Origin of the sequence: Streptomyces sp. SP18BB07, assembly GCF_036322545.1 — a bacterium.
Lineage (GTDB): Bacteria > Actinomycetota > Actinomycetes > Streptomycetales > Streptomycetaceae > Streptomyces > Streptomyces deccanensis.
This window is the reverse complement of sequence record NZ_JAQYWT010000355.1, coordinates 40,558-54,117: the sequence shown is the minus strand read 5'-3', so window position 1 is coordinate 54,117 and position 13,560 is coordinate 40,558. Positions and strand designations below refer to the sequence as shown.

At 72.8% G+C, this 13,560-nt stretch carries 14 protein-coding genes; 6 read left to right on the top strand and 8 right to left on the bottom strand.

From position 1 onward, the window contains the following. Window positions 1–50 precede the first annotated feature (50 nt). The 5 genes from PUR53_RS36710 (at window position 51) to PUR53_RS36690 (ending at window position 4,722) form a co-directional block, all read left to right on the top strand. Entirely contained in the window at window positions 51–896 is an 846-nt protein-coding gene (locus PUR53_RS36710; protein WP_329896154.1) for a helix-turn-helix transcriptional regulator, read from the top strand. Between the two features lie 447 nt (window positions 897–1,343). After that, complete coding sequence (modA, locus tag PUR53_RS36705) at window positions 1,344–2,177, top strand: molybdate ABC transporter substrate-binding protein (RefSeq protein WP_329911203.1); 834 nt, start codon at window positions 1,344–1,346, stop codon at window positions 2,175–2,177. Further along, window positions 2,174–3,070 (top strand): molybdate ABC transporter permease subunit, encoded by an 897-nt coding sequence (gene modB / locus PUR53_RS36700; protein WP_329896156.1) that lies wholly within the window; start codon window positions 2,174–2,176, stop codon window positions 3,068–3,070. The genes modA and modB overlap by 4 nt, the downstream gene beginning before the upstream one ends. Continuing rightward, window positions 3,067–4,215 carry an ABC transporter ATP-binding protein gene (locus tag PUR53_RS36695; protein WP_443078074.1) on the top strand — a complete coding sequence of 383 codons (1,149 nt, stop codon included), beginning with the start codon at window positions 3,067–3,069 and terminating at the stop codon, window positions 4,213–4,215. Before modB ends, PUR53_RS36695 begins: the two co-directional genes overlap by 4 nt. Window positions 4,216–4,302: 87 nt before the next feature. Next, entirely contained in the window at window positions 4,303–4,722 is a 420-nt protein-coding gene (locus tag PUR53_RS36690; RefSeq protein ID WP_329896158.1) for a TOBE domain-containing protein, read from the top strand. Between the two features lie 50 nt (window positions 4,723–4,772). On the opposite strand, the gene PUR53_RS36685 is transcribed toward PUR53_RS36690, so the two are convergent. The 7 genes from PUR53_RS36685 to PUR53_RS36655 form a co-directional block, all read right to left on the bottom strand. Next, complete coding sequence (locus PUR53_RS36685) at window positions 4,773–5,528, bottom strand: class I SAM-dependent methyltransferase (RefSeq protein WP_329896159.1); 756 nt, start codon at window positions 5,526–5,528, stop codon at window positions 4,773–4,775. Between the two features lie 49 nt (window positions 5,529–5,577). Further along, window positions 5,578–6,777, bottom strand: a complete 1,200-nt coding sequence (locus PUR53_RS36680; protein ID WP_329911202.1) for an aminotransferase class V-fold PLP-dependent enzyme — start codon at window positions 6,775–6,777, stop codon at window positions 5,578–5,580. 1 nt (window position 6,778) lies between these two features. Next, the gene (locus tag PUR53_RS36675) at window positions 6,779–8,098 is read right to left on the bottom strand and encodes a pyridoxal-phosphate dependent enzyme (RefSeq protein WP_329911201.1); all 1,320 of its coding nucleotides are present in this window, start codon (window positions 8,096–8,098) and stop codon (window positions 6,779–6,781) included. Continuing rightward, the gene (locus PUR53_RS36670) at window positions 8,098–9,555 is read right to left on the bottom strand and encodes a Y4yA family PLP-dependent enzyme (RefSeq protein ID WP_329911200.1); all 1,458 of its coding nucleotides are present in this window, start codon (window positions 9,553–9,555) and stop codon (window positions 8,098–8,100) included. The genes PUR53_RS36675 and PUR53_RS36670 overlap by 1 nt, the downstream gene beginning before the upstream one ends. 210 nt (window positions 9,556–9,765) lie before the next feature. Beyond that, a complete protein-coding gene (locus tag PUR53_RS36665; RefSeq protein WP_329896163.1) occupies window positions 9,766–10,317 on the bottom strand; it encodes a GNAT family N-acetyltransferase in 552 nt (183 codons plus the stop codon). 64 nt (window positions 10,318–10,381) lie between these two features. Beyond that, window positions 10,382–10,864 (bottom strand): DUF2267 domain-containing protein, encoded by a 483-nt coding sequence (locus tag PUR53_RS36660; protein ID WP_443078075.1) that lies wholly within the window; start codon window positions 10,862–10,864, stop codon window positions 10,382–10,384. 137 nt (window positions 10,865–11,001) lie between these two features. Then, on the bottom strand, window positions 11,002–11,436 hold the full coding sequence (locus PUR53_RS36655) for an Hsp20/alpha crystallin family protein (protein ID WP_239758188.1): 435 nt from the start codon (window positions 11,434–11,436) through the stop codon (window positions 11,002–11,004). Window positions 11,437–11,566: 130 nt separating this feature from the next. On the opposite strand from PUR53_RS36655, the gene PUR53_RS36650 reads away from it, so the two are divergent. Beyond that, window positions 11,567–12,247 (top strand): type III effector protein, encoded by a 681-nt coding sequence (locus tag PUR53_RS36650; RefSeq protein ID WP_329896165.1) that lies wholly within the window; start codon window positions 11,567–11,569, stop codon window positions 12,245–12,247. 507 nt (window positions 12,248–12,754) lie between these two features. Here PUR53_RS36650 and PUR53_RS36645 read toward each other — a convergent pair. Beyond that, on the bottom strand, window positions 12,755–13,435 hold the full coding sequence (locus PUR53_RS36645; protein WP_329911199.1) for a HemK2/MTQ2 family protein methyltransferase: 681 nt from the start codon (window positions 13,433–13,435) through the stop codon (window positions 12,755–12,757). Window positions 13,436–13,560 lie beyond the last annotated feature (125 nt).

Genomic DNA, 13,560 nt, shown 5'->3' with positions numbered 1-13,560 from the left:
AGGACAGCCAGTACCAGGCACGGCGGCCGTACGGCGGACACAATGGCTCGGTGGACGAGACCCTGGGCACGGCGTTGCGCCGCTGGCGCGACCGGCTTTCTCCGACCGACGTCGGGCGCACCTCGCGGCCCGGACGACGTGCGGTGGGGTTGCGGCGCGAGGAACTGGCCGAGCTCGCGGGGCTGTCGGTCGACTACGTGGTGCGGCTGGAGCAGGGGCGTGCCACGAGCCCTTCGGCGCAGGTCGTCGCGAGCCTGGCCAGGGCGCTGCAACTGCAGCCCGTGGAGCGCGATCACGCGTATCGGCTGGCCGGCCTTCTCCCGCCGCAGGAGGGGACGATCTCCACGCACGTTCCGGCGGGGGTCCAGCGGATGCTGGCTCGCCTCGGGGAGTTCCCGGTGGGTGTGTTCAGCGCCGACTGGACCCTGTTGTCCTGGACCCCGGCATGGGCCGTCCTCCTCGGCGACCCCAGCGCACGGTCCCACGACCAGCGAAACCTGGTGCGGGCGGTCTTCGCCGCAGGGCCCTCGGGGCTCGCGGCCTGGCCCGTGCTCCAGGACGGCGACGCCCTCGACGCCGCCCTCGTCGCCGACCTGCGCACGGCTCTTGTCGACTACCCCCGGGACCACGGTCTGATCGACCTCGTCGAGGAACTGCGCTCCACCAGCGCGGAGTTCACCCGGCTGTGGGACGAGGGTGCGGTCGGACCGCATGTCTCGTCCCGCAAGACGATCGTGCACCCCCAGGTGGGTGAGGTGGTCTGCGACTGCGACGTCCTCACCGTCCCGGGCTGCGATGTCCGCCTCGTCGTCTACACGGTGGCGGCGGGTTCCGCCGACGCGGAGAAGCTGGAGTTGCTGGCGGCGATCGGCACGCAGAGCCTGGCGGCCGAGTAGGTCCTGCCCCTGCCCCTGCCCCTGCCCCTGCCCCTGGGCCCGGACCCGCCCGGCGGAGCCGCCCGCTCCGGAGCGCGGGCGGTCAGTTCTGGCCGGCCCCGTTCTGGATGGCCTTCACGACGGCGGTGGTGAAGGCTGATGTGGACGCGGAACCGCCCAGGTCAGACATGGAGGGGGCGACGCAGCGCCTCCTCGCGGCACTGGAGCAGCGGGGCGAAGAGGGCTGACCCGGCGACAGCACCCCGCACTTCACCCACCCGTCCCCCTCTTCCACCCGTGCCCCTCGTCCATCCGTCCCCCTCCCCCACCCGCCCCTCCCCTCTGTAAGAACGCACATGCCATGCCGAGCGGAGAAAGGCCCGGCTCATGCGATGCCACTGATGACTTTCTCCTCGCATGTGCGGCAGAATCATCGGCGCAGCGCAGACCAGAGGGAGTGGACCCGTGATGACCCGTTCCGTACGCCGGACCCGTCGCACTCGTCGGAACACGCGGGCCCTGCGGGCCGTCGGGGCCGGTGCCGCCGCCCTGCTGGCCCTGAGCGCCTGCGGTTCCTCCGACTCCGGCTCCTCCGCGCAGTCGGGGCCCTCCGGCTCGGGGAAGCTCTCCGGTGAGGTGACCGTCTTCGCGGCCGCCTCGCTCAAGGAGAGCTTCACGGCGCTTGGTGAGCGGTTCGAGAAGGAGCACCCCGGGACGAAGGTGACGTTCAGCTTCGGCGGCAGCGACGCGCTCGCCGCCGGCATCACCGGCGGCGCCCCGGCGGACGTCTTCGCCTCCGCCAGCCCCAAGACCATGGCCGTCGTCACCGAGGCCGGTGACGCCTCCGGCACCCCGGAGACCTTCGTACGCAACCAGCTGGAGATCGCCACCCTCCCCGGCAACCCCGACAGGATCTCCTCCCTCAAGGACCTGACCGGCCCCGGCCTGAAGGTCGTGCTCTGCGACGAGGCCGTGCCGTGCGGCGCGGCCGCCAGGAAGGCGCTCGACGCGAGCGAGCTGAAGCTGACGCCGGTGTCGTACGAGGAGGACGTGAAGTCCGCGCTCAACAAGGTGGTGCTGAAGGAGGCCGACGCGGCGGTCGTCTACCGGACCGATGTGCGGGCGGCCGGTGAGAAGGTGGAGGGCGTGGAGTTCCCCGAGTCCGCCGACGCCATCAACGACTACCCGATCACCCTGCTCAAGGAGTCGAAGAACACCGACACCGCCAAGGCGTTCATCGCGCTCGTGCGGTCCGCCGAGGGCCAGCGGGTCCTGACCGAGGCCGGGTTCCTCAAGCCGTGACCTCCCCCTCCCCTTCCGCCTCTCCCCCCGCGAGGGAGGCCGACGTCGCGGACACCCTCGACGGGGGACCGCGGCGTCGGCGCGTCCACGGAGGTGGGGGCCCGCGCGGGCGTCGCGGGGGTGTCCCGCTCCCCCTGCTGCTGCCCGCGCTGATCGGTCTCGTCCTGCTCGTCCTCCCCCTCGTCGCCCTGCTGATCCGGGCGCCCTGGCGCAGCATGCCCGACCTGCTCACCAGCCCCGAGGTGTGGCAGGCGCTGCGGCTGTCGCTCGTGTGCGCCACGGCGGCCACGGCGGTGAGTCTGGTCGTCGGGGTGCCGCTGGCCTGGCTGCTGGCCCGGGTCGAGTTCCCCGGACGCGGTCTCGTACGGGCCCTCGTCACCCTCCCCCTCGTGCTGCCCCCGGTGGTCGGCGGTGTGGCGCTGCTGATGGCGCTCGGCCGCAACGGCGTCGTCGGGCAGTGGCTGGACGACTGGTTCGGGATCACCCTGCCGTTCACCACGGCCGGGGTCGTGGTCGCCGAGGCGTTCGTGGCGATGCCGTTCCTGGTCATCAGTGTGGAGGGCACGCTACGGGCCGCCGATCCCCGGTACGAGGAGGCCGCGGCCACGCTGGGGGCCTCCCGGTTCACCGCGTTCCGCCGGGTCACGTTGCCGCTGATCGCGCCCGGGGTCGCGGCGGGGGCCGTGCTGGCGTGGGCCCGTGCGCTCGGCGAGTTCGGCGCGACCATCACCTTCGCCGGCAACTTCCCCGGCCGCACCCAGACCATGCCCCTCGCCGTCTACCTCGCCCTCCAGAACGACCCGGAGGCGGCGATCGCCCTCAGCCTGGTCCTGCTGGCCGTGTCGATCGCGGTGCTGGCGGGACTGCGTGACCGATGGATGACCGCCTCATGACCGGCACCGAGAAGACCACCGACAGCGCCGCCACCCCCGCCTCAGCACCTCCCCCGGCCTCCGCGCCTCCCCCCACTCCCGCCTCGGCCCCGGCGTTCGGCGAGGGCCTCGACACCCGGCTGGTCGTCGAGCGCGGTCCGTCGTTCCGCCTCGATGTGACGCTGACCGCCGCGCCCGGCGACGTGGTGGCGCTGCTCGGCCCCAACGGCGCCGGCAAGACGACGGCGCTGAGGGCGCTCGCCGGACTCGTACCTCTGTCGGACGGTGGCCGTCTGCGGCTGGACGGCACCGAGCTGGACCGTCGGCCGCCGGAGTCGCGCCCGGTCGGAGTGGTCTTCCAGGACTATCTCCTCTTCCCCCACCTCACCGCTCTCGACAACGTGGCCTTCGGCCCCCGCTGCCACGGCGCGAGCAAGGCGGAGGCCCGGGCGCAGGCCGCGGAGTGGCTGGAGCGGATGGGCCTCGCCGCGCACGCCGGAAGCAAGCCGCGGCGGCTCTCCGGCGGCCAGGCGCAGCGCGTCGCCCTCGCCCGCGCCCTGGCCACCCGTCCCCGTCTGCTCCTCCTCGACGAACCCCTCGCCGCCCTCGACGCCCGCACCCGCCTGGACATCCGTGCCCAACTCCGGCGCCACCTGGCCGACTTCGAGGCCGTCGCCGTACTCGTCACCCACGACCCGCTGGACGCCATGGTGCTGGCCGACCGGCTGGTCGTCATCGAGGACGGCCGGATCGTCCAGGAGGGCGCGCCCGCCGACATCGCCCGCCGCCCGCGCACCGACTACATCGCCCACCTGGTCGGCCTCAACCTCTACCGGGGCGAGGCGGAGGGCCACACGGTCCGTCTCCCGGCCGGCCCCACCCTCACCACCGCCGACGACCTCACCGGACCGGTCTTCGTCGCCTTCCCGCCCAGCGCCGTCACGCTCCATCGGGAGCGCCCCACCGGCTCCAGCGCCCGCAACCTCTGGCACTGCGAGGTCACCGGCATGGAGGCCCATGGCGACCAGATCCGCGCCGCCCTGGCCGGCGAGCTCCCCCTGGCCGTCGACCTGACGACCGTCGCGGCTGCGGAACTCGGCCTCCACCCCGGCAGCGAGATCTGGGCGACGGTCAAGGCGAGCCAGACCCACGCCTACCCCGCCTGACGCCCGCCCCGGACTACGGTGGTCACACGGCCGTCCCATAGCCGGTCGGACTCCCCCCCTCCCTCACCCGCTGCGAGGCGTACCACCATGAGCCTGAGCATCCGCAACCAACTCTCCGGCACCGTCACCGCCGTCACGGCGGGCGAGGCCATGGCGACGGTCAGGGTCCGCCTCGACGGCGGGCAGGAGGTCACCGCCGCCATCACGCTCGACGCCGTGGCGGACCTCGGTCTGGCCTCGGGCTCGCCCGTACGGACGCTCGTGAAGGCCACGGAGGTGGCGCTGGCCACCGGCCCCGTGGACGGGCTGTCCATCCGCAACCGGCTCCCCGGCACCGTGCGCGAGGTGGCGACCGGCTCCGCGATGGCCTCGGTGAGGGTCTCGGTCGAGGGCGGCGAACTGACCGCCGCGATCACGAAGGACGCCGTCACCGACCTCGGCCTGACGGAGGGCTCCGCCGTCACCGCCCTCTTCAAGTCGACCGAGGTCTCCCTCGCGACGGCGTAGGCGGGACGGCGTAAGCCCGACCGCGTAGAGGCGGCGACCGCGTAGGCGCCTCAGCGCAGGGCCGCCAGGACGTGGCTGGGGCCCACCTGCCAGACCGGGCCGACGTGTTCGAACCCCGCGTCGCGCAGCAGGGCGACATGGCCGGAGAGGGTCAGATCGTTGCCCTCGCAGCGGGGGCGTCCGGTGTCCGCGCGGTGCGAGAGGAGCCGGGCGAGTTCGGGGTCGGCGGCGGCGCCGGCCCACCAGGAGTCCCAGTCCTCGACGAGCGGCACGGCGGTGCGTTCGCTGCGGCGACGGCCGATGTCGATCGCCAGCTCGGACACCTTCGTGGAGTCCGGGCTGATGTGGTCGCCGTTGATCAGGATGCCGCCGGGCCGCAGCAGCCCGGCGAGGTCCCGGTAGACGCCCCGCAGGGTCTGCGTGCCGAGGTAGTGCAGGGCGGTGGTCGACACCACCGCGTCGACGGGGCGCTCCAGGGCGAGCGCGTCGAGCCAGCCGGGTTCACCGATCACGGTTCTGACGTAGCGCAGGGCGGGGCCGTAGTGGGCGCTGCCCAGCTCCAGGAGGAGCGGGTCCGCGTCGACGGCGAGCACGTCGGCGGTCGGCAGGCGGGTGGCGAGGCGCGCCGCCAGGCACCCCGGGCCGCTGCCCAGATCGAGGACGAGCGGCGCGGCTCGGTCGCGTGTCACAAGCTCGACCAGATCCGCGATGACCTCGAACCGTTCCTCGCGGTCGACCGCGTACAACTGCTGCTGGCGTTCCCAGCGCTCCACCCAGCGCGCCGCCGTCGTCGTACTCAGACCCATGCCTGTCGCACTGCCCCCGTCTCCGGAATCTGCGTTCTGTTAATGGAAATCATTGCAGACTGGCGAGGGTGGTGAGCAGTTCTTGGATCTCTTCAGGGGTGTTGTGCACGTGCAGGCTCACCCGTACCGAGCCGTCCTCCGCGTCGCGGCCCGCCTGGCAGTGGCCGTCGGTGCGCACCATGAACCCCCGGCTGAAGAGGATGAAGCCGAGGTCCTGCGAGCCGATCTCGCGGTGCCGGAAGGTGACGAGGCTCCGGCGCCGCTGCACCTCGGTGTCGGCCCTGAGGCTCGTCCGGCAGCCGAGCACCTCGTAGGCGTCCATCCGGGACAGCCCGTCGGTCAGCAGGGAGGTCAGCGCCACGGTCCAGCGTTCGATCCGGTCCGGGCCGGCGGCGGCCAGCCAGTCGAGCGCCGCCGCCAGCCCGGCGACACCGACCGTGTTGGGGGTACCGCTCCAGCCGCCGGGCCGGAGGGCCGGTCCGCGCCGGCCCCGCGCCCAGACCGCGCCGGAACCGGGCAGGGCCATCGTCTTGTGGCCGGAGAACACCACGAAGTCGACGTCGAGTTCGGCCACCGAGACCGGCACGTGCCCGACGCTCTGCGCGGCGTCCAGGCAGATCGGCACGTCCGGCCCGACGACCTGCCGGAGACGGTGCACGTTCATGTCGACGCCGTAGACGTGGTGGACGTGGGTGGCGGCCACGAAGCGGGTACGGGGGCCGACGAGCGCGGCGAGCGCCCGCGGATCGTAGTCGCCGGAGCCGGCCTGGTACGGCAGTGGCCGGACGCGGACGCGTACGCCCTGCCTGGCCAGCAGCTCTCCGGCCTCCAGCCACGGCGACAGGTTGGCCTGGTGGTCGGCGTGCGGGACGACGATCTCGTCCCCGTCGGTGAGGAGGGCGGGCAGCCAGTCCAGGGCGATCGTGCGCAGCCCCGCGGTGGTCCCGCTGGTGAAGTGCACCGACGACCGTTCCGGGTCGGGGTCCCCGAGGAACTCCTTGATCCGCTCCCGGGTGTTCTCCACCAGCGCGGTGGTGGTGTTGGCCCAGGGATAGGAGCCCCGGCCCGCGTTGGCGTTGGTCGTGGTCAGATACGTCTGTACGGCGTCCAGGACGGGCCGCGGTTTCTGGCTGGTGGCCGCGCTGTCCAGGTAGGCCAGGTCCGGGTGCGCGGCGATGATCGGGAACTGGGCGCGCAACGGCCGCTGCCACGCCGCCAGTTCGGCCAGCTCCGTGGCGGGATCAGTCATCTCAGTCACGCACCAGGGGAGCGCCCGCGTCCCGCCAGGCGATGACGCCGCCGGACAGGCTGCGCACGTCGGGGTGGCCCATCCGGGTGAGCAGGGCCGCGTACCGGGCCGACTTCTCGCCGACCGGGCAGGCGAGCAGTACGGGCTGCCGCTTGCTGAACGGCAGCCCGTGCCGGACGAGTTCCTCGAAGAGTTCGTCGACGATGTTCACCGAGCCGTCGATGTGCAGCGCCGCGTACGCGAAGGGGCCGCGCAGGTCGATCACCAGGGGGCGCTGCTCGGCGATCCACTTCTGCGCCTCGTCGACGTCGACGACCTTCACCGAGCGGATCTCGCTGTCGGTCGGGGCCGTGGCCGCGTTCCTCGCCGGAGGGCGGCCCAGCAGGTCCGGGCGGCGCTGCCGGACGTAGCCGAGGTAACTCTCCGCCCGGTCGCAGACGATGAAGACGGCTGTCTTCCGCTGCGTCAACTCGGCGTCCACGGCGGCGAGATGACGGACGGCACCGTGGTAGGCCGCCCCGCCGGTCGGGCCGGCGAGCAGTGCGCAGCGGCGGAGCAGGGTGAGCATCCCGTCGATGGCCTCGTCGGCGCTCACCGCTTCCAGTGTGTCGTAGGTGGCCGGGTCGAAGATGCCGACCTCCTGCACCTCGTCGACGGTACGGATGCCGGGGATGAAATCCCCTTTCCGGCCGACCAGTCCGACGACGCGTACCGCCGGGTCGTGCGCGCGCAGCGCCCTGGCGACGCCGGTGGACGATCCGGCGGTGCCCACGCAGGCGATGAACCAGTCGGGGGCGCGGCCGTCCAGGTCGGCGATGATCTCCGGGCCCGTTCCGGTGGCGTGGGCCTCGGTGTTGAGGGCGTTGAAGTACTGGTCGGTGTGCAGGTGGGCGCCGCCCGGGCGGTTCAGCCGCTGGTGGAAGAGGGTCAGGGGGTCCTCGGTGTCGGTCGGGTCGAGGCATTCGGTCTGGCCGGGGAGTTCCTCGATCTCGGCGCCGAGCAGCAGGAGCAGGTCCTTGATCTCGGGGACGCGCATGCGGTTGGTGACGCTCTTGAACGGCAGTCCGTGCAGGCCGGCGATGAGGGCCAGGGCCTTGGCGGTGTTGCCGCTGGACAGCTCCACGATCGTCTCGCCGCGCTCCTTGGCTCCGGCGATGTCGTGCCGGGTCATGCTCCACGCGGCCCGGTCCTTGAGCGACCCGAAGGGATTGAGCATCTCCAGCTTGGCGTAGAGGTCGATGTTGCGCAGGCCGTGGACGGCCGGGTCGATGCGGACCAGTGGTGTGTCGCCGATGGCGTCGGTGATGGTGTCGTACCTCATTACTGCGGACCCCCTGTGCGGCCGAGCGGCCAGTACTCCTCGTCCAGACACCACCGCCACTGTCCGTCCTGCCGGTGGACGGCCACCTTTCGTGCGACGGGCTGCTGTTGGGCTTGGGTGGCGCCGAAGTCCATGCAGTAGCCCGCCGTGTTGACGAAGGCGAGGAGGTCGCCGGGGCGCGGGAGCCGGGGCAGGTAGACGGTGCGACGGGTGATCAGATCCGCCTCCAGACAGAGGTTTCCCATGAGGTGGACGGCGACGGCGCCCGTGGGGGAGGTCGTGTCGCGGGGCAGGACCAGGGGGTCCAGGAGCACTCCGTGGGCCTCCAGGCCGACGTCCCCCGCGTTCATCGCGAGGCGCACCAGGTGCGGCCCGGTGTCCGCGGACCGGATCTCCAGGACCCTGCCCAGGGTGAGGCCGCACTGGTCGACCAGGGCGCGGCCGGGTTCGGCGTAGAGGTCGTACAGGCTCTCCAGCAGCAGGACGCCCAGCGGGCGCCCCAGGCTCGGTGACGGGTGCGAGAGGAGTGCGTCGAGGTACGCGGCCCCGGCAACGGGGCGATGGGCGGGGTAGAGGCTCAGCGCGCCCCTGAGCGTGCCGTTCTCGGCCCGTAGGCCGTAGCCGTGGCCGCCCCAGGTCAGGGGTGGGCGGCTGCCCATGACGGCGCCGGTGAGTTCGGTGGTGTAGCGCTCCCACTGGGCCGCGTGGGCCAGGTAGTCGATGCCGAAGCCGCCGCCGACGTCGATGGCACGCGGTTGGAAACCACGGATCCGCAGCTCCTCCATGGCCCGCAGACATCCGTCGAGCGCGGCGGCCTTCTCGTCGAGGCCGGTGGTGTCGAGGTGGTAGCCGACGCCGATCGGCTCCAGGTCCCGCCGGTGGCGGTCGAGGACGTCGAGCAGCCGGTGCAGGGATGTCACCGGGGTGCCGAAGCGGCTTCGGCGCGAGAGCCGTGCGGCTCCTGTCGCCTCGAACCCGGAGAGGCGTAACAGCACGCGCAGCGGCGGCAGTTCGTGGGTGTGGACGAGGTCGGCGGCCTGTCGCAGTTCCTCGGGGCCGTCGACGTTGAGGACGGCTCCGCTGCGTGCGGTGAGCCAGAGGAATTCCGGGTCCTTGGGGCCCGTCGCCATGATCCGGTCTCCGGTGAAGCCGGACCCGAGCGCGTGCTGGAGTTCGCGGAGCGAGGCGACGTCCAGGGCGGCGTCCGTCGTGGTGAGCCGGCGGACGAGGGAGCTGGAGCGGTTGGCCTTGTGGGCGAAGAAGATCCGCCCGCCGAGGTGGTGGCGGTCGAAGACGGAACGGAACTGCCGCACATTCTCGGCGATCCCGTCCGGCAGGACGATGTTGAGGGGTGAGCCGAGCGCGTCCACGAGGGCGTGGAGGAGCGGAGCCGACTCCAGGAGCGCCGCTGTGGGCGGTGCCAGCCGTGGCTCCAGGTACAACGGGTCGTCGCTCATACCAGCGGTTCCTCCCGCCGAGGAGTACGTACCGGTGTCGGCAGACAGCCATAACGACCGTAACCAGCACCGGCCCCTCTCAATCCGACATGGTGGACGGGCGGCCGTTTCCGACTGTTTCCGGATGCCGGACGGCTGGAACGGGACGTTGGGGGGCGGGTCTTGAGCTCAGAGGGGCAGGCTCGGAGGGGCAGGCTCGGAGGGGCAGGTTCAGAGGGTGAGGCTCATCAGGATCGCGTCCCGGTCGTCGCCCGGCGCGATGCGCAGCGCGCCGGGCCAGCGACCGACCTCCACCCAGCCGATCTTGCGGTAGAAGTCCTCCAGCCCGATGCCGCCCCGGGTGGAGAGCGTCAGCCGCTCCAGACCCATCTCGTCCCGCGCGATGTCACGGGCGCGATGCATCAGCGCGACGCCGACGCCCCGGCCGCGGTGGCACGGGCGGGTCTGGACGTGGTTGACCGTGCCGCAGTGCGCGCTCAGTGGATGCGGCTCGCGGCGCAGGATCAGCCAGCCCGCGAGCGAGCCGCCGACGGTCGCGACGAGCAGCCTGCCGTGCTCCGGGTGCAGTCGGCGGACGAGCCCGTCGACCACGGGGGCGACGTCCCGTGCGCTCACCGGCAGCGGCGGGAACTCGGTGGCGAGCACCGCGCCGCCCGCGTTGGCCACTTCTCCCCAGCAGTCGACGATCTCCTGTCGGAGATCACCGGTGACCTCGTCGGGACAGGTCAGCTGCGACAACTCGGGAACTCCGCGCACCGTCATGCCCCTCAGCCTCCCAGAGGAGCGGGCACCGGCACACGTCCACGAGCGGCCCGGCGGCCGTGGTTCAGAGAGTCGTCGTGCCGGTCGGGGCTCCTGCGCCCACCAGGGAAGCCGTGGGCGTCTGGGTGAGTTCGGCTCGGCCGAACAGCAGGGCGTAGCCGGGCGGGAGTTGGGCGAGGACGCGGTCGAGGAGGTCCTCGCCCGCGAGTTGCGCGACGATCCGCAGGACGGTCCCGGTGTCCCAGCGGGTCGTGGCCGCCGTACCGCCGGTGCGGGACGCCAGGTCCTTGACGAAGCCCCAGCCGGTGACCGGTTCGGGGTCGGGGATCTCCGCCGTGAAGCAGCGAGCGGCCTCGTGGGGAAGTCTGGCCGCGAGTTCGACGCGCTCGTCACCGGTGAGTCGGCGGCCGAAGGCGGTCAGTACGGCGCGCACGGCCTCCTCGGCCCGTGCGCGGGTGGGGTAGGCGCCCTCGTAGCGCACTCTTTCCAGCATCTGCTCGAACGTCATGCCCACGGTGTGCCGGCACGGCTCTTGCAGGGAGAACATCGTGAAGCGATCGCCTTTCTCGTCCGAGGGGGCGCGAGGGGAGCGGCGGCCAGGGGCTGAGTCCCGGCCGCCGGTGGGACGGGCGGAGGACGGCGGGAGGGGAGCCGTCCTCCGTAGCGGCGCGGCCGAGCGGGGGTTCAGCCGCGGATCTCCCGGTGGGCGGTGCCGCCGCCGATGGCGACCTTGCGGGGCTTGGCGCGCTCGGCGATCGGGATCCGCAGGGTCAGCACACCCGCGTCGTAGTCCGCCTTGATGTGCTCGGTGTCCAGGGTGTCGGCCAGCACGACCTGGCGGGAGAAGACACCCAGGGGCCGCTCGGAGAGCTCCATCTGCACGTCGTCCGCCTTGGCGACGGGGCGCCGCTCGGCCTTGACGGTGAGCATGTTCCGCTCGACGTCGACATCGATCGCGTCCGGGGACACACCGGGCAGATCGAGGGCGATCACGTACTCCTCGCCCTCGCGGTAGGCGTCCATCGGCATCGCCGACGGGCGTGACCAGGTGCCGGTCGTGTTCAGGAGCTGCTGGGTGAGGCGGTCCAGCTCACGGAACGGATCGGTGCGCATCAACATCGTCAAACACCTCCAGTGTTCGGGTCAGGCACGTCCTGCCAATGCGTTTCACCTGCCTTCGTTGTAACATGTCATCCAAGTGATGACAAGTGGAAAGTCGTCGATACGACGACATCGTGTTGGAGGGCCCATGACCACCACTCCCAAGCCCGCCTCCGACCCCGGCGGTCTCACCCCCACGTCCTTCCTGGCGGCCGCAGCCGCGCTGGACACGATCCACGAGGCCCTGCACACCGCCCGGACGCCCCGGGACGGGGAGCGTCCCGAGTCCGAAGCGACCAGCTCGGAGCAGGCGCTCGCCGCGCTCCTGTCGCTCCGCGAGGCGCGTGATCAGCTCGCCGAGTGGGAGGCGGGGCTGATCGAGGCGGCCCGGGACGCGGGCGCGAGCTGGGCCGACCTCGCGCACCCCCTGGGGGTCTCCAGCCGCCAGGCCGCCGAGCGCCGTTATCTGCGGGTACGCCCCGGGCGGCCCGGATCCACGGGCGAACAGCGTGTACAGGCCACCCGCGACCGCCGTGCCGCCGACCGGACCGTGACCACCTGGGCCCGCGCCAACGCCGCGGACCTGCGCGGGCTCGCCGGTCGGATCGCCGCGCTGACCGACCTCCCCGCCGCCGCCCGCACCCCCGTCGTCGAACTCACCGCCGCCCTCGCGGACGACGACGCCGCCGCCCTCATCGCCCCCCTGGCGGACACGCACACGTACCTGGCCCCCGGCCACCCCGAGATCGCGGCCCAGGTCGACGACATCACCCGCCACACCACCAACCTCCGCCGCACCAGCACCGACCACCGCCAGAACAGGACGTGACCGCCTCCGGGCAAGCGGGCGGGCTCAGGACGCCGGGGGTGGTGGTGGGCCGGGGGTGCGGGGTGGGCCGCGGGGCGCGAGGGGCCGAAGGCGTCGCACGAGGCCGCCGCCGAGGGCGGAGCGATCACCGGCACCGGACGGGTATACCGGGCGGGCCCGGGGGCCCAGCGCGCCGGGTGCCGAGGGTGCCAGGGCCGACGGGCTCGGGGTGCCGGCGCAGCGGCACCCCGACGGCAGCGTGAAGGGCCGACGACGCGCGAGTACCGAGCGGATCCAGAGCCTCATGCGCGCAGGACCGTCAAGGAACGCGGGGCACCGACAGGTGACGAAGCTGCCGCCGATGCCGAATTCCCATCATCGCGGGCCCGAGGCGCCCGACGCCCTCGCCGACCGGCTCGTCGCCGCCGAGCCGTGCGTGGTTCGTTCGCCGGGGCTGTGGAGGGTGCCGGTGGAGGGCTGGTCCGTGGTCGGCGGGGGTGTTTCGCGTGGGCCTGGCGTGGCGCGCGGTCAGGGGCGTTCGGCGCGGATGACGACCAGTTCCTCGTGGCTGTCGGTCTCGTCGATCAGGCCCTGGCGGACGAGCCAGGGGCGGCGGGAGCGCAGTACCGGGCCGTAGGGCACCTCGGCCCGGTCGACGACCGAGGCGTGCAGTCCGCCCTGCTCGAGCCCTCGCAGCGTGGCGTCGGTGCCGCACAGGCCCGAGTGGACGACCAGCAGAGCCCCGCCGGGCCGGAGCAGCCCGGGTGCCGCCGCGCAGAGGCGGTCCACGAACACCCGGCCGTCCGGTCCGGCCTCCCACGCCCGCGCCCGGCCCCCGCGCGGCATCCGGTCGGCGGGCGAGGGCACATAGGGCGGATTGCTGATCACCAGGTCGTACGCGCGCCCCGCGACCGCCGTGGTGAGGTCACCGCGCCGGACACGGACCCGCCGACGGGCGAGCAGCGCGTTGACCCGCGCCGTGAACACGGCGAGCCGTGAGATGTCCACGGCGGTCACCCGGGCGCCCAGACGCGCCGCCTCTACGGCGACGGCGCCGCTGCCGGTCCCCAGGTCGAGTACGTCGGTGGATGCGTCGACGTCCTCGCGGCACAGGGCGCGCACGAGCAGTTCGGTGTCCCCCTGCGGGGCGTACACGCCCGGCGGGGTGAACAGCAGCGTCGACGTCGACATCAGCGTGAGCGCCGCCATCGGCCACCTCCGTTCCCTCGGGCACGACGGCGACACCGCCGCCACGAGCTGTCCGGTGCCGGATCGGAACACCCGACAGACCCGTATCGCGCCTCACGCGAGTACCCGGGGATCCGGGGGCCACA

Coding starts and splice junctions, on each gene's coding strand:
- modA (WP_329911203.1), top strand. CDS start 1,344: ATGACCCGTTCCGTACGCCGGACCCGTCGCACTCGTCGGAACACGCGG.
- PUR53_RS36695 (WP_443078074.1), top strand. CDS start 3,067: ATGACCGGCACCGAGAAGACCACCGACAGCGCCGCCACCCCCGCCTCA.
- PUR53_RS36690 (WP_329896158.1), top strand. CDS start 4,303: ATGAGCCTGAGCATCCGCAACCAACTCTCCGGCACCGTCACCGCCGTC.
- PUR53_RS36685 (WP_329896159.1), bottom strand. CDS start 5,528: ATGGGTCTGAGTACGACGACGGCGGCGCGCTGGGTGGAGCGCTGGGAA.
- PUR53_RS36680 (WP_329911202.1), bottom strand. CDS start 6,777: ATGACTGATCCCGCCACGGAGCTGGCCGAACTGGCGGCGTGGCAGCGG.
- PUR53_RS36675 (WP_329911201.1), bottom strand. CDS start 8,098: ATGAGGTACGACACCATCACCGACGCCATCGGCGACACACCACTGGTC.
- PUR53_RS36670 (WP_329911200.1), bottom strand. CDS start 9,555: ATGAGCGACGACCCGTTGTACCTGGAGCCACGGCTGGCACCGCCCACA.
- PUR53_RS36665 (WP_329896163.1), bottom strand. CDS start 10,317: ATGACGGTGCGCGGAGTTCCCGAGTTGTCGCAGCTGACCTGTCCCGAC.
- PUR53_RS36660 (WP_443078075.1), bottom strand. CDS start 10,864: ATGTTCTCCCTGCAAGAGCCGTGCCGGCACACCGTGGGCATGACGTTC.
- PUR53_RS36655 (WP_239758188.1), bottom strand. CDS start 11,436: ATGTTGATGCGCACCGATCCGTTCCGTGAGCTGGACCGCCTCACCCAG.
- PUR53_RS36650 (WP_329896165.1), top strand. CDS start 11,567: ATGACCACCACTCCCAAGCCCGCCTCCGACCCCGGCGGTCTCACCCCC.
- PUR53_RS36645 (WP_329911199.1), bottom strand. CDS start 13,435: ATGGCGGCGCTCACGCTGATGTCGACGTCGACGCTGCTGTTCACCCCG.